The sequence below is a fragment of the Streptomyces sp. NBC_01235 genome (assembly GCF_035989285.1).
Classification (GTDB): domain Bacteria; phylum Actinomycetota; class Actinomycetes; order Streptomycetales; family Streptomycetaceae; genus Streptomyces.
In genome coordinates, this window is record NZ_CP108513.1 from 531,629 (window position 1) to 548,287 (window position 16,659).

At 71.2% G+C, this 16,659-nt stretch carries 18 protein-coding genes; 9 read left to right on the top strand and 9 right to left on the bottom strand.

Annotated elements, in window-relative coordinates:
* The first annotated feature begins 44 nt into the window (after positions 1–44).
* Both OG289_RS02335 and OG289_RS02340 read left to right on the top strand, forming a co-directional pair.
* A complete protein-coding gene (locus tag OG289_RS02335; RefSeq protein WP_327312323.1) occupies positions 45–1,016 on the top strand; it encodes an LLM class F420-dependent oxidoreductase in 972 nt (323 codons plus the stop codon).
* Between the two features lie 121 nt (positions 1,017–1,137).
* Positions 1,138–2,190 (top strand): hypothetical protein, encoded by a 1,053-nt coding sequence (locus tag OG289_RS02340; RefSeq protein ID WP_327312324.1) that lies wholly within the window; start codon positions 1,138–1,140, stop codon positions 2,188–2,190.
* A gap of 49 nt (positions 2,191–2,239) precedes the next feature.
* Here OG289_RS02340 and OG289_RS02345 read toward each other — a convergent pair whose 3' ends face one another.
* Together OG289_RS02345 and OG289_RS02350 are read right to left on the bottom strand one after the other, a co-directional pair.
* The gene (locus OG289_RS02345) at positions 2,240–2,665 is read right to left on the bottom strand and encodes a DUF6328 family protein (protein ID WP_327320560.1); all 426 of its coding nucleotides are present in this window, start codon (positions 2,663–2,665) and stop codon (positions 2,240–2,242) included.
* A 168-nt stretch (positions 2,666–2,833) separates the two neighbouring features.
* On the bottom strand, positions 2,834–3,817 hold the full coding sequence (locus OG289_RS02350) for an aldo/keto reductase (RefSeq protein WP_327312325.1): 984 nt from the start codon (positions 3,815–3,817) through the stop codon (positions 2,834–2,836).
* Positions 3,818–3,954: 137 nt separating this feature from the next.
* Here OG289_RS02350 and OG289_RS02355 point away from each other — a divergent pair, with 137 nt between their 5' ends.
* Positions 3,955–5,679 carry a cholesterol oxidase substrate-binding domain-containing protein gene (locus tag OG289_RS02355; protein ID WP_327312326.1) on the top strand — a complete coding sequence of 575 codons (1,725 nt, stop codon included), beginning with the start codon at positions 3,955–3,957 and terminating at the stop codon, positions 5,677–5,679.
* On the opposite strand, the gene OG289_RS02360 is transcribed toward OG289_RS02355, so the two are convergent.
* The 3 genes from OG289_RS02360 to OG289_RS02370 form a co-directional block, all read right to left on the bottom strand.
* A complete protein-coding gene (locus OG289_RS02360; RefSeq protein ID WP_327312327.1) occupies positions 5,676–6,263 on the bottom strand; it encodes a TetR/AcrR family transcriptional regulator in 588 nt (195 codons plus the stop codon). The two genes, OG289_RS02355 and OG289_RS02360, sit on opposite strands and share 4 nt — an antisense overlap.
* Complete coding sequence (locus OG289_RS02365) at positions 6,260–7,744, bottom strand: MFS transporter (protein ID WP_327312328.1); 1,485 nt, start codon at positions 7,742–7,744, stop codon at positions 6,260–6,262. The genes OG289_RS02360 and OG289_RS02365 overlap by 4 nt, the downstream gene beginning before the upstream one ends.
* A 112-nt stretch (positions 7,745–7,856) precedes the next feature.
* Entirely contained in the window at positions 7,857–9,068 is a 1,212-nt protein-coding gene (locus tag OG289_RS02370; RefSeq protein WP_327312329.1) for an FAD-dependent monooxygenase, read from the bottom strand.
* Positions 9,069–9,423: 355 nt separating this feature from the next.
* On the opposite strand from OG289_RS02370, the gene melC1 reads away from it, so the two are divergent.
* A complete protein-coding gene (gene melC1, locus OG289_RS02375) occupies positions 9,424–9,786 on the top strand; it encodes an apotyrosinase chaperone MelC1 (RefSeq protein WP_327312330.1) in 363 nt (120 codons plus the stop codon).
* 43 nt (positions 9,787–9,829) lie between these two features.
* A complete protein-coding gene (melC2, locus tag OG289_RS02380) occupies positions 9,830–10,651 on the top strand; it encodes a tyrosinase MelC2 (RefSeq protein ID WP_327312331.1) in 822 nt (273 codons plus the stop codon).
* On the opposite strand, the gene OG289_RS02385 is transcribed toward melC2, so the two are convergent.
* A complete protein-coding gene (locus OG289_RS02385) occupies positions 10,652–11,350 on the bottom strand; it encodes a ribonuclease H family protein (RefSeq protein ID WP_327312332.1) in 699 nt (232 codons plus the stop codon).
* A 31-nt stretch (positions 11,351–11,381) separates the two neighbouring features.
* On the bottom strand, positions 11,382–12,182 hold the full coding sequence (locus OG289_RS02390) for a VOC family protein (RefSeq protein WP_327312333.1): 801 nt from the start codon (positions 12,180–12,182) through the stop codon (positions 11,382–11,384).
* A gap of 469 nt (positions 12,183–12,651) precedes the next feature.
* Between OG289_RS02390 and OG289_RS02395 the strand changes: the two genes are divergently transcribed.
* Positions 12,652–13,548 carry an aminoglycoside phosphotransferase family protein gene (locus OG289_RS02395; protein ID WP_327312334.1) on the top strand — a complete coding sequence of 299 codons (897 nt, stop codon included), beginning with the start codon at positions 12,652–12,654 and terminating at the stop codon, positions 13,546–13,548.
* Between the two features lie 21 nt (positions 13,549–13,569).
* On the opposite strand, the gene OG289_RS02400 is transcribed toward OG289_RS02395, so the two are convergent.
* A complete protein-coding gene (locus OG289_RS02400; protein ID WP_327312335.1) occupies positions 13,570–14,052 on the bottom strand; it encodes a VOC family protein in 483 nt (160 codons plus the stop codon).
* Positions 14,053–14,210: 158 nt separating this feature from the next.
* Here OG289_RS02400 and OG289_RS02405 point away from each other — a divergent pair, with 158 nt between their 5' ends.
* The 3 genes from OG289_RS02405 to OG289_RS02415 all read left to right on the top strand — a co-directional run bounded on the left by OG289_RS02405 (position 14,211) and on the right by OG289_RS02415 (position 16,106).
* Positions 14,211–14,753, top strand: coding sequence for an epoxide hydrolase N-terminal domain-containing protein (locus tag OG289_RS02405; RefSeq protein WP_327312336.1), 543 nt, complete (start codon positions 14,211–14,213; stop codon positions 14,751–14,753).
* A 110-nt stretch (positions 14,754–14,863) separates the two neighbouring features.
* Positions 14,864–15,502 carry an ATP-dependent Clp protease proteolytic subunit gene (locus tag OG289_RS02410; protein ID WP_327312337.1) on the top strand — a complete coding sequence of 213 codons (639 nt, stop codon included), beginning with the start codon at positions 14,864–14,866 and terminating at the stop codon, positions 15,500–15,502.
* A 1-nt stretch (position 15,503) separates the two neighbouring features.
* On the top strand, positions 15,504–16,106 hold the full coding sequence (locus OG289_RS02415) for a ClpP family protease (RefSeq protein WP_327312338.1): 603 nt from the start codon (positions 15,504–15,506) through the stop codon (positions 16,104–16,106).
* A gap of 21 nt (positions 16,107–16,127) precedes the next feature.
* Here the strand turns inward: OG289_RS02415 and OG289_RS02420 are convergent, their stop codons facing one another.
* On the bottom strand, positions 16,128–16,532 hold the full coding sequence (locus OG289_RS02420; RefSeq protein WP_327312339.1) for a helix-turn-helix domain-containing protein: 405 nt from the start codon (positions 16,530–16,532) through the stop codon (positions 16,128–16,130).
* Positions 16,533–16,659 lie beyond the last annotated feature (127 nt).

Consider the following 16,659-nt stretch of genomic DNA (forward strand, 5'->3'; position numbering starts at 1 on the left):
ACGGGGGCCCGTTTCCTCCCCCGGCGGCCGGGGACTCGCGTCCCATGGTGCGAATCGGATACACGATGATGACCGAACAGGCCGGCCCTCGTGAACTGGTCGACCACGTGGTGCGCGCCGAAGAGGCGGGCTTCGACTTCTCGGTGACGTCGGACCACTACTTTCCGTGGCTGCGTGCGCAGGGGCACTCACCGTACGCGTGGAGCGTGCTCGGAGCCGCCGCCCAGGCCACGTCACGCATTCCGCTGATGACGTACGTGACGTGTCCGACCTTCCGCTACCACCCGGCGGTGGTGGCGCAGAAGGCGGCGACGATGCAGCTGCTGTCCGAGGGACGCTTCCGGCTCGGGCTCGGCTCCGGGGAGAATCTCAACGAGCATGTGGTGGGCGGTGGCTGGCCCGCCGTGGACGTGCGGCACGAGATGCTGGAGGAGGCCGTGGAGATCATCCGCGCGCTGTTCGAGGGCGGACACGTGACGCGGCACGGCACCCACTACGACGTGGACTCGGCCCGGTTGTGGGACCTTCCCGACGAGCCGCCGCCGATCGGCATCGCCGTCTCCGGCGAGCAGTCCTGCGAACTGGCGGGCCGGCTGGGCGATCTGGTGATCGCCACGGAGCCCGAGTCCGGTCTGCTGGAGGCGTTCGACCGGCACGGCGGCGCGGGCAAGCCGCGCGTGGGCCAGCTCCCCGTCTGCCACGACCCCGACCGGGACACGGCCGTGCGGCGCGCGCACGCCCAGTTCCGCTGGTTCGGCAACGGCTGGAAGGTGAACTCCGAACTGCCGCACCCGGACTCCTTCGAGTCGGCGACGCAGTTCGTGACGCCCGACGACGTCGCCTCGGCGATCCCCTGCGGCGACGATCCCGACGACTTCGTCGAGGCCGTACGCCCGTACGCCGAAGCCGGGTTCACGGAGATCGCCCTGGTGCAGATCGGCGGCGACTCGCAGCCGGCGTACCTGGACTGGGCGGAGAAGACCCTGCTGCCCGCGCTGCGCGAGGCCCTCGGCTGACCGGCCGCCGCACCCCGCACACGGGTCTGTCAAAGCATCGCCAATGGGTCGATATAGGCTGCCGGTCTGCACTTTCGCAGTACCGATCCTATGTCCAGCAGCCCGTAGAGGAGAGTCATCCGTGACCCTGGCGATCGACCTGCCCGAGACATCCCCCCAGACGTCCCCCGCGCCCCTGTCCGACCTCGTGGCGCGCGACGCCCGCGAGTTCGGCGTCTACGCGCGGACCGGCGGGTGGGCCTTCGGCCTGATGGTGGCGCGCAGCGTCCGGCCGGGCGGCCAGAGCGCGGACGAGACGCCGAAGGTGTCGGCGAAGGAGTTCGCCGAGCTGGCCGGCTGCTCCCCCGAGCGCGTCATGCGGTACTACAAGGCCTGGGACCGGGCCGCCGACGACGGTCTCGTCCCGCACTTCGAGGAGCTGGCGCCGGGCCAGGAGGTCGAGCTGCCGGACGCCGAGGTGTGGCTGACCTACTACGTCTCGCGTTCCAGCGCCACCTCCGAGCGCGGCACCGCGATCGCGGAGGCCGCCGAGGCCGAGGGCATCCGGCCGACGAAGGCGCTGGAGGTCGCGGAGAACCCCACCGCCTTGCGCGCCGCGATCCTCGCCGACCCCTCGACCGCCCGCGCGGCCCGCTCCGCCCTCCTGGACCGCATCAAGGAGGACCCGGACCTCCAGGCCGCGCTGGCCCGTGACGTCGTGCGCACCGACGACCTGAAGAAGGCCGTGGCCACGGAGAGCCGCTCGGCCGACCGCATCGGGTACGTGCGCCAGATCGCCGAGTCCGGCCAGGTGAAGACTCCCGCGGGGCAGACCATCGACGCGCCCGTCGAGCTGCGCCAGGAGGCCGAACGGCACCTCTCGCTGATCGACGAGCTCGACGACGGCGAGGACGCGGGCGAGTGGGCGACCGAGGCCTACGACACGATGAAGAGCCTCGTCGTCGAGACCGTGGAGGCCGATCCCGAGCTGCGCGTCCAGGAGCGGCGCACGAAGTTCTACAGCAGCCTGCAACGGGCGACGAAGGTCTTCGAGGAGCTCACCTTCGACGACGTCGACGCGCAGGACTTCTACGAGGACGACATGGTGCAGCAGTTGGAGGAGCTCCAGCAGGCGATCGGCAGCTGCATCACCGCGCTGCGCGGCGCGCGGGGCGACGCGCCCGCAGCCGGGTAGCCGTACTCACGCCGCACCCCGGCGTCACTGTTGTCGTAGGCCCCCGGCGTCACTGCGTCGTGTAGCGGCGCCGGGTCCACAGCGGCAGCACGAACCAGCACAGCGCGTACCAGGCGACCACGCCGGAGACCAGCCAGGGCACGTAGTCGTCGTGGGTGGCCACCCGCAGGATCAGCAGCAGCGAGGCGGTCATGGTGGCGAGCAGCAGGAGCAGGCCGACGAGGGTCAGCCGGGACGCCCACCGCACCGCCTGCGGCTTCACCCGCCGTCCGGAGACCAGGCGGTGCAGGGAGACGGGGCCGATGAGCGCGCCGGTCGCGCAGGCGCCCAGGACGACGGTCACGATGTAGATGACCTGGTCGGTTTGTGGCAGGTCGGCATAGCGCGGGGTGAACACCACGGTCAGCAGGAAGCCGAAGAGGATCTGCACGCCTGTCTGGGCGACGCGGACCTCCTGGATGAGCTCGCCCCACATGCGGTCGGCTCGCTCCTCCTCGGTCTCGTCGCGCCCCCTGCCCCGTTCGGCTCCTGCCGCGGTGTCCGTCACGTGGCCTCCTCCGCCCGGTTCGAGTGCCTCCTTTGACCTCTCTCCCGGCGAGTACCCCGTGGGCGGCGATCGTCCCGCGGTCGCCGCCCGGGTGGCCTACCAGCGTCCCTCGACCTGCTCCTTGATGCGGCGGTCGTACAGGTCGCGGACGGCCGCGAGGGTCTCGTCGGAGAGCTCCGGGAGCCTGGCGGCGGCCGCGTTGGCGCGGGCCTGCTCGGGCGAGCGAGCACCCGGGATCACGGTGGTCACACCGGGCTGCTGGATGATCCAGCGCAGCGCCAGCTGGGCCGGGGTGTACCCCTCGGGCGCGAGGGCCGCGAACTCGACGGCGGCCTCGACACCGGTGGCGTAGTCGACACCGGAGAACGTCTCGCCCTGGTCGAAGGACTCGCCGTGCCGGTTGTAGGCGCGGTGGTCGTTCTCCGGGAAGACGGTGTCCTTGGTGTACTTGCCCGAGAGCAGTCCGGAGGCGAGCGGGACGCGGGCGATGATGCCGACGCCGGTCTCCCGGGCCGCCGGGAGCACCTCGTACAGGGGCTTCAGGCGGAACGGGTTGAGGATGATCTGCACGCTCGCCACGCCCGGCCGGGCGATCGCGGTGAGGGCCTCGGCGCAGGTCTCCACGCTGACGCCGTAGTGCGCGATGCGCTCCTCCTCGACGAGGGTGTCGAGCGCGTCGAAGACCTCGTCGCTGGAGTAGACGGGGGTGGGCGGGCAGTGCAACTGCACCAGGTCGATGCGGTCGACGCCGAGGTTGCGGCGGGAGCGGTCGTTCCAGGCGCGGAAGTTGTCCAGGACGTAGTTCTCCGGGATCTGGTCGACCCGGCGGCCCATCTTGGTGGCGACCAGCACGTGCAGGTCGGGCCGACTGCCCAGGAACGTGGCGATGGTCTGCTCGCTGCGTCCGTCGCCGTAGACGTCGGCGGTGTCGAAGAAGGTGACGCCCGACTCGGCCGCCGCCTCCAGAACCGTCAGGGCCTCCTTGTCGTCGACGTCTCCCCAGTCGGCGCCCAGTTGCCAGGTGCCGAGACCGACGACGGATGCGTGCTGACCAGACCTACCGAATTCGCGCTCGTCCATGAGGTCAGTCTGTCATCCGTGGTGACCTGGTGCGGAACGGGCCGCTCCAGGCTGCCACCTGTGAATCTTTCACCCGCAAGAGTGACGCTGTTCGACCGTGCGGCCGTATGTGCCGAACTGGCCTCTAGCGTGAGTGCGTGACTGATCGTTCACTGAGCAACCATCAACCGGGGGACCCTTCTTGGACCCGCCGCGGCTTCCTGCGCACCGCGGCCGCGACCCTGGCCGCCGCCCCCGTCCTGGTGGCCGCCGACCCGGCCGTCGCCGCGCAGGAGCTGCCGGACTTTCCCCCGGACGTCTTCCTCTCCCGTACGGCGTACCGGAACTGGGACGGCGAGATCACCGTGACCGGCCTGTGGGCGTGCGCGCCCGCGGGGCCCGACCAGGTGGTCGGCGTCGTCAACTGGGCCTGGCGGCACGGCTGGACGGTACGGCCCCGGGGCGCGTCGCACGGCTGGTCGCCGCTGACCGTCGCGGAGGACACGTCGGCGGACGCGCCGGTCCTGCTCGTCGACACCGCTCCGCATCTGACCGGCCTGGCCCTGGTCGGGTCCGACGCGGTGCGCGCCGGGACCGGTGTCACGCTGGAGGACCTGCTCACCTTCCTCGAAGGCCATGGCCTCGGTGTCACCGCCGCACCGGCCCCCGGCGACCTCACGCTGGGCGGCGCGCTGGCCGTCGACGCGCACGGCACGGCCGTACCGGCGCGGGGCGAGGAGCGGCTGCCCGGGCAGACCTACGGCTCGCTCAGCAACCGTGTGCTCTCCCTGACGGCCGTGGTGTGGGACGCGGACGGCGGGGCGTACGGCTTGCGGACGTATCGCCGTGACGAGGCGGACGGCGCGGCGCTGCTCACGCATCTCGGGCGGTCGCTGGTGACCGAGGTGGTGCTGCGGGTGGGTGCCGACAGCAACCTGCGGTGTGTCAGCCGTACGGACATTCCGGCGAAGGAGCTGTTCGCGGCGCCCGGCACGAAGGGGCGGACGCTGGCGAGCTTCCTGGAGTCCGACGGGCGGGTGGAGGCCATCTGGTTCGCGTTCACCGAGTCCCCGTGGTTCAAGGTGTGGTCCGTCGAACCGACGAAGCCGCTCACCTCGCGGCACGTGACGTCGCCGTACCCGTACCCCTTCTCCGACAACGTCCCGACACTGGTGGCGGACCTGGCCGGGCGGATGGTCGCGGACGGGGCCTGGTATCTGGCGCCGGTGCTCGGCAACGCGCAACTCGACGTGGCCGCGGTCGGGCTCGTGGCGACCCTGTCGGCGGACATCTGGGGGCCGTCGAAGAACACGCTGCTGTACATCAGGCCGACCACGCTGCGGGTGCACGCCAACGGGTACGCGGTACTGACCGGCCGGGACCAGGTGCAGCGTGTCGTCGCCGAGTTCACCTCCTTCTACCGGGAGCGGCTGGCCGCGTACGCCGCCCTGGGCCGCTTCCCCGTCAACGGCTCGGTGGAGATCCGGGTGACCGGCCTCGACGACCCGGCGGAGGCCCAACTCGCCGGCGCCCGGCCGCCGTCGCTCTCCGCGCTGCGCCCCGACCCCGACCACCCCGAGTGGGACACGGCCGTCTGGCTGGACGTGCTGACGCTCCCGGGGACGCCGTACACCGAGGCGTTCTACCGCGGGCTCGAGCGCTTCCTGCTCGCGACCTACGACGGCACGCACGCCCTCACCCGGGTGGAGTGGTCGAAGGGCTGGGGATACACGGACGAGGCCGCGTGGAGTGACGGGGAGGTTCTGGGGACGGTGGTGCCGGAGTCCTTCGGTTCCGCGTGGGACGAGGCCGCGGATGCACTGGAACGGCAGGACCCGCACCGGGTGTTCCGGGCACCGCTGCACGGGCGGCTGTTCCCCTAGGGCGTCAGATGGGCCTGGACCGTCGGGCCGTACCGGTCGACGATGTCCTCGACGGGCATCGCTCGCACTCCCCTTCCACGGGCGATGCCGAACATCACGCCCAGGCCGAGGAGGGCGGCGAGGGCGAGTTCGGCGCGTACGGCCGCGTCGGGGCCGGTGAGGCGGGCGGCGAGGCGTTCGGTGACCTGGGCGCGGAAGTTGGTCCGCAGGATGTCCCCGTGGTCGCCGTGCAGGGGGGCGAAGACGATGCGCAGCACGGGGTCGGCGCCGCGCTCGCGCTGGCCGACCACGACATGCCGGACCATGTGGCGGCCCAGGTCCTCCAGCGGGCCGGCCAGGAGAGCCTCGGCGTCCTCCTCGAAGGACATCACGCGGGCGAAGAGGGCGTCCTTGTTACCGAAGTACTTCAGGATCAGGGGCGGGCTCACCCCGGCGCGCTCCGCGACGGCCTTGAGGGTGATGTCCGCGTGGGCGTGGCGGGCCAGGAGATGGCGGGCGGCGCGCAGGATGGCCGCCTTGGTCGCCTCGGCGTCCCGACGTGCGGGCGCCGCGGAGGTTCCGGACGGGGTGTTCACGGCACTCATGCTCCCTCCATCGCCTCGTCGTTGACGGAGGGGGTGCGGCCGCGGGCCCGCCGGGTGCCCTCGGGTTTCCGGTCGCCGGGGATGGTCAGCGCCACCGCGCACGCGGCCAGGGCCACCGCGCCCGCGACGCCGAAGGTCAGCAGATAGCCGTGCAGCGTCGGCACCGGGGCTCCGCCGACGAGGCTGGTGTGGTGCACGAGGACGGCGGCCACGGCGGCGCTGGAGACGGCCTGGCCGATCGTGCGCATCAGAACGTTGACGCCGTTCGCCGAGGCGGTCTGCCCGGCCGGGACGGCGCGCAGGATCAGGGCCGGCAGCGCGGAGTAGGCGAGGGTGGTGCCCGTCGCCACGACCGTCGCCCCCACCATGATCATCCACAGTTCCCGGCTGTCGGCGATGCGCACGGCGTACCCGGAGGCGATGACGGCGGCGCCCAGAGCGAGGGTGACCCGGGGGCCGCGCGCCTCGGACATACGGGCGGAGACCGGCGAGAACAGCAGCATGGTGAGGCCCCCTGGCAGCAGGCACAGGCCCGTCTGGACGATGGACAGCCCGAGCCCGTAGCCGGTGGCCTCGGGCGTCTGCACCAACTGGGCGGTCACCAGCGAGTTGGCGTAGAACGCGAAGCCGGTCAGGAGCGCGGCCACATGGGACAGGCCGACCCTCGGCCGGGACACCAACCGCAGGTCCACCAGGGGCCGTGCGGTCCGCAACTGCTGCCGCCACCACAGGCCCAGGACGACCGCGGCGCCCAGGAGCAGTCCGATGACCCGGGCGCTCCCCCAGCCCCACTGGCCACCCTGGGACACGGCCAGGAGCAGGCAGATCAGCCCGGCGGCCAGCCCGAGCGCCCCTGTCACGTCGAACCCGCCGGGCTCGCGCACGGGTGACTCCGGCACCGTCCACCGGATCAGCGCGAGCCCGGTGACGCCCAGGGCGGCGGTCACCCAGAACATCACGTGCCAGTTCGCGTACTGCACGACCACGGCCGCCGCCGGCAGCCCCAGCGCGGCGCCGATGCCGACGGTGGAACTCATCAGGGCCACGGCGGATCCCCGGCGTGCCGGGGGCAGTTCGTCGCGCAGGATGCTGATGGACAGCGGGACGACGCAGGACGCGGCGCCCTGCAGGGCCCGGGCCGCGATCAGCACGCCGATGTCGGAGGTGAGGGCGCAGATCACCGAGCCGGCGGCCATCAGGCCGAACGACAGGAGCAGCACCCGCCGCTTGCCGTACATGTCGCCGGCGCGGCCGAGGACCGGGGTGAGGACCGCTCCGGACAGCAGCGAGGCGGTCACCATCCAGGAGACCGCGCCCGGCGAGGCACCGGTCAGCCGGGGCAGGTCGGGCAGGAGCGGGACGACGACGGTCTGCATGACCGCCATGAGGATGCCGCAGTACGCCAGGACCGGAACGGTGAGACGGGCCCGCGGACCGGCGACTGAGCCGGTCGGAGTGGGTATCGGAGCGGGCGACGCCATGAGCACTCCAGCGGCTTGCACGAAAACGAAATTCAGGTGAATGGCAATTCACCGTAGCAGTGAATTGCCATTCACCCAAGGTTCGCCCGTTCTGGTGCGGACGCCCGACCGGCTACTTGCGGGAGGCCGGAGTCCGCGCGTGCGCGCCGCGCGCCAGCTTCGGACCCAGCCAGCGCTTGAACCGGCGCAGGACCTCCAGCCGCCCGGCCGCCCGGTCGAGCCGGTAGTAGAGCTGGGGCGGCACGTAGGGCAGCAGGGGGGAGTGGCGCTGGCCGAGCAGGGCGAACATCTGCTCCGGGGGCAGATGGATGTAGCGGGTGAGGTTCTCGTACCACTGGGCGCTGTAGCGGGCGGCGCTCTGCGGGGAGAGCAGGGCGGACTTGCGTTCCCGCTCATAGCGGGCGAGAGCCCGCGGGAGGTCGGCGCTCTCGCGCAGGGCGTCGGCGAGGGCGATGGCGTCCTCCAGGGCGAGGGTGGTGCCGGCGCCGATCGAGTAGTGGGTGGTGTGCGCGGCGTCGCCGAGGAGGACGAGGTTGTCGTGGTACCAGGTGCGGTTGGTGAGGGTGCGGAAGGTCAGCCACTGGGCACTGCCGACTGCGGACGCGCGGCCGATCAGGGGGTGGCCGTCGAGGATGTGCGCGAAGAGCTTCTCCAGGTCGGCGAGGCCGTCGCCCTCGCTCGCCCGGTCGAGGCCGAGTCCGGCCAGGGTCTCGGGGGCGCACTCGATGACGCAGGTGCTCCGCTCGGAGCTGAAGGGGTAGCCGTAGCACCAGATCCAGCCGTGCTCGGTCTCGACGAAGGCGAAGGTGAAGGTGTCGAAGACCTTGGTGGTGCCGAGCCAGACGTAGGAGTTGCGGCCCGGTGCGAGTTCGGCGCCGAAGTCGTCCGCGTGCCGGGTACGCAGGGCGCTGTGGACTCCGTCGCCGGCCACGACGAGGTCGGCGTCCGGCAGGTCCTCGGCGGTGATCTCGCTCTCGAATTCGAGCCGTACGCCAAGTGCGCGGGCACGGGCGGCGAGGATCTCCAGCAGCTTGTGCCGGCCGATGCCGTGCCCTTCGTCGCCGGGCCGGCGGGTCGCCAGATCCCTTACATGGGCGACGCCTTCGTTCCAGCGGACGGAACTCTCGTCGATCGCGCGCGCCGACTCGGGGTCGCAGGCGTGGAGTCTGTCGAGGAGCCCCTGCCAGTACGTGACACCCCAGCCGTAGGTCGAGCCCTCGGAGTCGCGCTCGTGGACGGTGATGTCGTGGGACGGGTCCTGCCGCTTGAGCAGGATCGAGAGATACAGGCCGGCGGGCCCGCCGCCGACACAGGCGACCTTCACGCGCACCCCTAGGAATTACCGGACGTGGTGGATTGACGACGCAGGGTAGCAGCAGGTGGCATCCGCCGATGGACGCCCTGCCTGCCCGATCGCGCCAGTTTTCCCACGTGAGCCACACCACGGACGGAACACCGCCGCGCGAAAGTCCACCCGAAGCAGCGCTCCCACGGAAAGGAATTTCCCCTTCCGCCTCATGCGAGCCCCGTCGACGCCAAGATCATCTTCGTTCAACATTGCACGACTTGTCATTGATTGTCTTGATCACAGCCAACCCGTCGCGGGTGATTTCTCCCGTTCTCCTCCCGGCCGATAGGCATACGGGGTCGTCAATCGAACGCACCCCAGGAGGTCCCGCATGCCGGAACTCAGCCGTCGTCGCGCACTCACCGCGGCGGCCGTCGTCGCCGGTGCCCAGTTGGTCGCCGCCCCCGCCGCCCGGGCCGGCGACCACGGCCCCCATGGCTCCCCCGACTCCTTCGACGAGGTCTACAAGGGCCGCCGGATACAGGGCCGGTCCGCCGGCGGGAGCGGTCATCACCACGGCGGCGGCTACGCCGTGTACGTCGACGAGGTCGAGCTGCACGTGATGCGCAACGCCGACGGCTCGTGGATCAGCGTGGTCAGTCACTACGACCCTGTTCCCACCCCGCGGGCCGCCGCCCGCGCCGCGGTCGACGAGTTGCAGGGCGCCCGGCTCGAACCCTTCCCCGCCGGCTGACCGGCCGACCGCCCTCCTCTCGCGCACACTTGGAGCACCGCACATGACCGTCCGCAAGAACCAGTCGTCCTTGACCGCCGACGAGAAGCGGCGCTTCGTCGCCGCCGTCCTCGAGCTCAAGCGCAGCGGCCGCTACGACGCCTTCGTCACCACGCACAACGCCTTCATCCTCGGCGACACCGACAACGGTGAGCGCACCGGCCACCGTTCGCCGTCGTTCCTGCCGTGGCACCGCAGATTCCTGCTGGAGTTCGAGCGGGCGTTGCAGTCGGTGGACGTGTCGGTGGCGCTGCCCTACTGGGACTGGTCGGCCGACCGTTCGACGCGTTCCTCGCTGTGGGCGCCGGACTTCCTCGGCGGCAGCGGGCGCAGCCGGGACGGCCAGGTGATGGACGGCCCGTTCGCCGCGACCGCTGGCAACTGGCCGATCAACGTCCGGGTGGACGGCCGCACTTACCTCCGGCGCGCGCTGGCGACGAACGTGCGGGAGCTGCCGACCCGGGCCGAGGTCGAGTCGGTGCTGGCGATGGAGACGTACGACATGGCGCCGTGGAACAGCGGCTCCGACGGCTTCCGCAATCACCTGGAGGGCTGGCGCGGGGTCAATCTGCACAACCGGGTCCATGTGTGGGTCGGCGGGCAGATGGCGACCGGGGTCTCCCCCAACGACCCGGTGTTCTGGCTGCACCACGCCTACATCGACAAGTTGTGGGCCGAGTGGCAGCGCCGGCATCCGAAGTCGACGTACCTCCCGGGCGGCGGAACACCGGACGTCGTCGATCTGGACGAGACGATGAAACCGTGGAACGACACGACTCCGGCGGCCCTGCTCGACCACACGGCCCACTACACCTTCGACGCCTGATCAGGCCTCGGTGCCACGGCACTCCGGGTGGCCCCAGCCCTGCGCGTTCTTGGCGATCTCCTCGCCGGCCGCGTAACCGCGGCCGCACACGCAGCGGCCGGGGAACTTTGCTTTGAGCGTGCGGGACGACGAACCCCCGCCGCGCCGGGGGGACTTGCTTCCTCCGGCGCGGGCGGACTTCGGCTTCGGGGTGTCCGGCGAGGCCGGCGGCTCCGGGGAGCCCTGGTCGCTGCCGGCCGGTTGCTGGACGCTTGCCGCCTGGCTGGCGGCGCGGTCGGCGAAGTCGTTGAGCGGGTCGCCGTCGACCTGGTGGGCGGGCACGTAGCGGAAGTCGACCGAGCGGCCGTCGAGCAGTTCGTCGATGCGGACGACGAGCTCCTGGTTGGCGACCGGCTTGCCGGCGGACGTCTTCCAGCCGTTGCGCTTCCAGCCGGGCAGCCAGGTGGTGACGGCCTTCATGGCGTACTGCGAGTCCATCCGGATCTCGAGCGGCACAGCCGGGTCGGTCGAGGCCAACAGCCGTTCGAGCGCGGTGAGTTCGGCGACGTTGTTGGTGGCCTTGCCGAGCGGGCCGGCCTCCCAGCGGGCCGGGGTCTCCGCGTCGTCCGCCACCACCCACGCCCAGCCCGCCGGTCCCGGGTTTCCCTTCGAAGCCCCGTCGCACGCGGCCACCACTCGTTCACGCATGCGCACGATCATGCCATGGCGGGCCGGGCGCTCGTCCCCGTGTCTAGGACACGTCCTCGGTCTGCGGCATCTCGCCCACGGTGGTGGTGACGTCGATCACCGAGAAGTTCGCGCCCTGCGGGTCGCTGATCGCGGCGAACCGTCCGAACGGGGTGTCCATCGGGCCGAAGCGCAGGACGCCGCCCACCTTGGTGGCCCTGGCCACGGCGTCGTCACAGTTGTCGACGGTGAAGTAGACGTTGACGTACGACGGCACCTCGGGCGGGAACTCCTCCGTCATCTTCATGCGGCCGAGGACCATGTCACCGCCGATCTCGAACAGGCGGAAGTCGACCGAGTCGTCCTGGAGCTGCTTCGCCGCGTACGGGAACACGGCCGGGAGGAACGTGTCCGTCTTTTCCGGGTCACGGGTGAAGAACTCGGCCCAGCAGAACGCGCCGGGCTGCTCGGGCGGCGCCTCGAAGCCCTCGTGGACGCCTGCCTGCCACACGCCGAAGACGGCGCCGCTGGGCTCGCGGCCCAGGCACATCGTGCCGAACTCGCCGACCTTCATCGGCTCCATCAGCACTTCACCGCCGTTCTCACGGATCTTGCCGGCGGTCGCGGCGGCGTCCGGGGAGGCGAGATACAGACACCACTGCGAGTGGCCCTCCTGCCCGGGCATCGGCGGGACGACGGCGGCGACCGCCTTGCCGTCGGCGTAGGCCTGTGTGTAGTTCCCGTACTCCGACGACGCCTCGCCGAAGGTCCAGCCGAGGACCTCGCCGTAGAAGCGCTTGGCGCCCTCCAGGTCGCTGAACATCGCGTCGGCCCAACAAGGGGCTCCCTCTGGTCGTACGGCCATGGTCGCGGCCCTCCCGATGAGATGGATTGTCCGGTTCCTCACGCTAGCCACCCGGCTGTCGCCTCGCGCGCCGAACACGGAAGTCACCGAGAGTGACCCACGAGCGCTCCGACGCGTGGCAGCGCATGAAGGAAGCGGCTGCACACACGTGGGTGTGGCCGGCCTGAACAACGAGCCGACCATGTACGTCGCACTGGACCTGCTGTTCGCCGAGCACGCCCGGCTGCCGCGCCGCGGCGGACTCCACGTCGTCATCACCGGCTGCTACGACGACGCCTACGGCCAGGCCTCGCGCGAGGTGTCGCTCATCAACGCGCACTGCATCTGCATCTGCGACATCCACCCGCGCTCGGCTTCCTTCGTTCCTCACCGCCCATCGCGACGGCGGCTTCCCGCATCTGCTGATCACGGCCGACCGGGTGTGAATTCCGTTGGACAGCAAGGAGGTTGGCCCCTTGCAATAGGGCGCATGAGTGCTGCGAAGATGCGTCCGGACGAGGTCGACCTCGACGCCCCGCTGGTGAGCCGGCTCCTCGCCGCCCAGTTCCCGCACTGGGCCGGGCTGCCCGTACGGCGGCTGGCCTCCTCCGGGACGGAGAACGCGATGTTCCGGCTCGGCGCCGACAAGGTGGTGCGGCTGCCCCGGCATCCCGGCGCCGTCGAGAGCGTGGCGCACGAGCAGCACTGGTTGGCCCGGCTCGGGCCGATGCTGCCCGTCGCCGCGCCCGTGCCGCTGGAGCGGGGCGCGCCGGGCGAGGGATTCGCCTGGCCCTGGTCGGTCTACCGCTGGCTGGACGGCCGTAACCCGGTCGCCGGCGCCGTCGAGCAGCCGCAGGCGCTGGCGGCGGACCTGGCGGCGTTCGTCACCGCCCTGCGCGGGATCGAGACGCAGGGCGGTCCGCCGAACCACCGGGGTGTCCCGCTGGCGGAGCGGGACACCCCCACGCGCGACGCCCTCGCTCGACTGGACGGGCGGATCGACACGGACGCGGTCACCGCCCTGTGGGAGGAGGCCCTGCGGACGTCGGGGCGCGCGGAGCCGCCCGTCTGGGCCCACGGGGACCTCTCACCCGGGAACGTGCTGGTCGAGGGCGGGCGGCTCACGGCCGTGATCGACTTCGGCAGCGTCGGGGTGGGCGACCCGGCCGTCGACCTGATCGTCGCCTGGAACCTGCTGCCCGCGTCGGCCCGCGGCACGTTCCGGGAGGCGATCGGCGCGGACGACGACGAGTGGGCGCGCGGCCGGGGCTGGGCCCTGTCGATCTCGCTGATCCAGCTGCCGTACTACTGGGAGACCAATCCGCCGCTCGCGGAGAACTCCCGGCATGTGATCAAGGAGATCGTGGCCGAGGCCCAGTCCCGTTAGCGCGCTCTCGCCGGCCGGCTGCTACACGCCGTCGTAGGCCTTCCGCAGGGCGGCGATGTCGAGCTTGCCCATGGAGAGCATGGCTTTCATCGCCCGGGCGGCCTTCTCCTGGTCGGGGTCGGTGACCATGGGGACGAGCACGCTCGGGACGACCTGCCAGGACACGCCGTACTTGTCCTTGAGCCAGCCGCAGGGACCGGGCTCGCCGCCGCCCTCGAGGAGCTTGTTCCAGTAGTAGTCGACCTCCTCCTGGTCGGCGCAGTCGATCTGGAAGGAGATCGCCTCGGTGAACGTGAACTCCGGGCCGCCGTTCAGCGCGACGAACTTCTGCCCGTTCGCGGTGAACTCCACGGTGACGACGGAGCCGACGGGGCCCGGTCCGGCCTCGGTGTAGCGGGCGACGCGCCCGACGCTGGAGTTCTTGAAGATCGACACGTAGTGGTGGGCGGCTTCCTCGGCGTTGCCGTCGAACCAGAGACACGTGGTGAATCCGTCGGTGGTCATGAGTACCTCCTGGGAACGTGGTCATCAGTGTCGACCGATCCTCGCCGCGGAACTCATCGGTCGGGCCGGGGATTCACCCGGACGGCAGCGCCCCGCGTGCGAATTGGCATCCGGTTCCATGACGTCATCGATCGATCACCGACAGCGGCATCCGGCCCTTGCGTCTCGCCATCCCGCAGGGCTCCCTCGACGACCTGTACGACCTGAACGACCGGCTCGACCGGCTCGACCGGCTCGACCGGCTCGACCGGCTCGACCGGCTCGACCGGCTCGACCGGACCATGTGGCCGCAGGGGCTGCCCGGGACGGGCTGGGCGTACGGGGTGCCGACCGCCTGTCTGCGCGAGCTGGTCCGGTACTGGCGCCACGTCTACGACTGGCGGGCGGCCGAGACGCTGCTGACCAACGTGATGCTCTACTGGCTGACCGGGACGGCCGGTTCGTCCGCCCGGATGTACTACGAACGGCAGCACGCCACCGGCCGGGCGGCCGCACCCCGGGAACCGTCGACGGTGCCGACGGCGCTCGCCCTCTTCCCCGCCGAGCCGCAGATCCCCCTGCGGCAGAGGGCCGAGCCCACCGAGAACCTCGTGCGCTGGACGGAGTTCGACCGGGGCGCCAACTTCGCGGCGCTGGAGGAGCCCGACCTGCTGGTGGACGACGTGCGGGCGTTCCTCCGGCAACTGCTCGAACAGGGCTGACGGCAGGCTCTGCCCGTGGCGAATCTGCCGCGGGCAGAGAAACCGCGTTCGGGCGTCCACGGACGTCAAGAGTGGAGTCGACGGCATCCACGCCACGACGAGGAGAACCGATGACTGCACTCACCACGCTCGCTCCCCGCGCCGAGGAGGGCGACACCCCGCCCACCCGCTTCGACGACCATCTCGCCGCCCAACTGCTCGCCCAGCGCATCGTGCTCCTGGGCACCCAGGTCGACGAGGTCTCCGCGAACCGCGTCTGCGCGCAGCTGCTGATCCTGTCGGCGGAGGACCAGCGCACCGACATCGCCCTGTACATCAACAGCCCGGGCGGGTCGGTGCACGCGGGGCTCGCCATCTACGACACGATGCGGCTGATCCCCAACGACGTCTCGACGCTGGCCATGGGCTTCGCGGCCAGCATGGGCCAGTTCCTGCTCAGCGTCGGCGCGCCCGGCAAGCGGTACGCGCTGCCGAACGCGCGCGTCATGATGCACCAGCCGTCGGCCGGGATCGGCGGCACCACGGCGGACATCGAGATCCAGGCGGAGAACCACGAGTTCACCAAGCGCACCATCGAGCGCATCACCGCCGAGCACACCGGCCAGACGCCGGAGACCATCTCCCGGGACGGCGACCGCGACCGCTGGTTCACGGCCGAGGAGGCCAGGGAGTACGGCATGGTGGACCAGGTCGTGGAGTCCCTCGCGGACGTCCGCCCGGCCGCCTCCAAGCGACGGATGGGGCTGTGACATGGGGTCCTACACGATTCCGAACGTGGTCGAGCGCACCCCGCAGGGCGAGCGGTCCTACGACGTGTTCAGCAGGCTGCTGTCCGAGCGGATCATCTTCCTCGGCACCGAGATCGACGACGGGGTCGCCAACGTCGTCATCGCGCAACTCCTCCATCTGGAGTCGTCGGCCCCGGAGAGCGAGATCTCGATCTACCTCAACTCCCCTGGCGGATCGTTCACTTCACTGATGGCGATCTACGACACGATGACGTACGTGCAGGCGCCGATCTCGACGTTCTGCGTCGGACAGGCCGCGTCGACGGCGGCCGTGCTGCTGGCCGGCGGGGACCCGGGGCGGCGGTTCGTGCTGGAGCACGCGCGTGTGCTGCTGGGGCAGCCGGCCAGCGGCGGCCAGCGGGGCACGGTGTCGGACCTGGCGCTACAGGCCAAGGAGATGGTCCGGATCCGCGGCCAGGTCGAGGAGGTACTGGCCCGCCACACGCACCACGACATCGCGACCCTGCGCGCGGACATGGACCGTGACAAGGTGTTCACCGCGCAGGAGGCGGTGGCCTACGGGCTGGCCGACGAGGTGGTCAGCCGGCGTCTCGTGACGGTGTGAGACGCCGGCCCGCACGGCGCGTCAGGCAGCCAGGCAGAGGCCGTTGTGCGACGAACCCGTCGTCGCACGGCTCCTGTTGGAGTGCCGGCTGCTGAGCCGGACCAGCTCACCCTGGGCCTGGGCCAGCAGGTCGCCCAGGCCCAGGCCGAGGGCGTGGGCGGCGGCCGCGAGGACCTCCGAGGAGGCCTCCTTGCGGCCGCGCTCCACCTCCGAGAGGTACGGCATGGAGATGCGGGCCGAGTCGGCGACATCCTTGAGCGTGCGCTCCTGCGCCTGGCGTTCACGGCGCAGGACGTCTCCCACCAGGTCGCGCCACAAGGGCTCGCGCGGCGCGGGCCGGGGAGCGGGGGCGGAGGTGTCACCCAGGCGCTCGGTAGGCGGGCGCAGCGGGATCACGCGGGCTTGGTTCGGCGTTTGGTTGCTCACCTCACCAGCCTAGGAGTGCGGGCGTCCACGGGGAGGAGCCCGGCGTTGCGCCCTCGGTGGAATCGGTGCACGCACGTGCACGCATCCCGCAGGCATGGGTCGTCCCGGACCGGGTACCCGCCCCCTG

Excerpts from the sequence above, each read along its gene's own strand:
- OG289_RS02335 (WP_327312323.1), top strand. The coding sequence starts at position 45 with ATGGTGCGAATCGGATACACGATGATGACCGAACAGGCCGGCCCTCGT.
- OG289_RS02345 (WP_327320560.1), bottom strand. The coding sequence starts at position 2,665 with ATGTGGGGCGAGCTCATCCAGGAGGTCCGCGTCGCCCAGACAGGCGTG.
- OG289_RS02350 (WP_327312325.1), bottom strand. The coding sequence starts at position 3,817 with ATGGACGAGCGCGAATTCGGTAGGTCTGGTCAGCACGCATCCGTCGTC.
- OG289_RS02360 (WP_327312327.1), bottom strand. The coding sequence starts at position 6,263 with ATGAGTGCCGTGAACACCCCGTCCGGAACCTCCGCGGCGCCCGCACGT.
- OG289_RS02365 (WP_327312328.1), bottom strand. The coding sequence starts at position 7,744 with ATGGCGTCGCCCGCTCCGATACCCACTCCGACCGGCTCAGTCGCCGGT.
- melC1 (WP_327312330.1), top strand. The coding sequence starts at position 9,424 with ATGCCGGAACTCAGCCGTCGTCGCGCACTCACCGCGGCGGCCGTCGTC.
- melC2 (WP_327312331.1), top strand. The coding sequence starts at position 9,830 with ATGACCGTCCGCAAGAACCAGTCGTCCTTGACCGCCGACGAGAAGCGG.
- OG289_RS02385 (WP_327312332.1), bottom strand. The coding sequence starts at position 11,350 with ATGATCGTGCGCATGCGTGAACGAGTGGTGGCCGCGTGCGACGGGGCT.
- OG289_RS02390 (WP_327312333.1), bottom strand. The coding sequence starts at position 12,182 with ATGGCCGTACGACCAGAGGGAGCCCCTTGTTGGGCCGACGCGATGTTC.
- OG289_RS02395 (WP_327312334.1), top strand. The coding sequence starts at position 12,652 with ATGAGTGCTGCGAAGATGCGTCCGGACGAGGTCGACCTCGACGCCCCG.
- OG289_RS02400 (WP_327312335.1), bottom strand. The coding sequence starts at position 14,052 with ATGACCACCGACGGATTCACCACGTGTCTCTGGTTCGACGGCAACGCC.
- OG289_RS02410 (WP_327312337.1), top strand. The coding sequence starts at position 14,864 with ATGACTGCACTCACCACGCTCGCTCCCCGCGCCGAGGAGGGCGACACC.
- OG289_RS02415 (WP_327312338.1), top strand. The coding sequence starts at position 15,504 with ATGGGGTCCTACACGATTCCGAACGTGGTCGAGCGCACCCCGCAGGGC.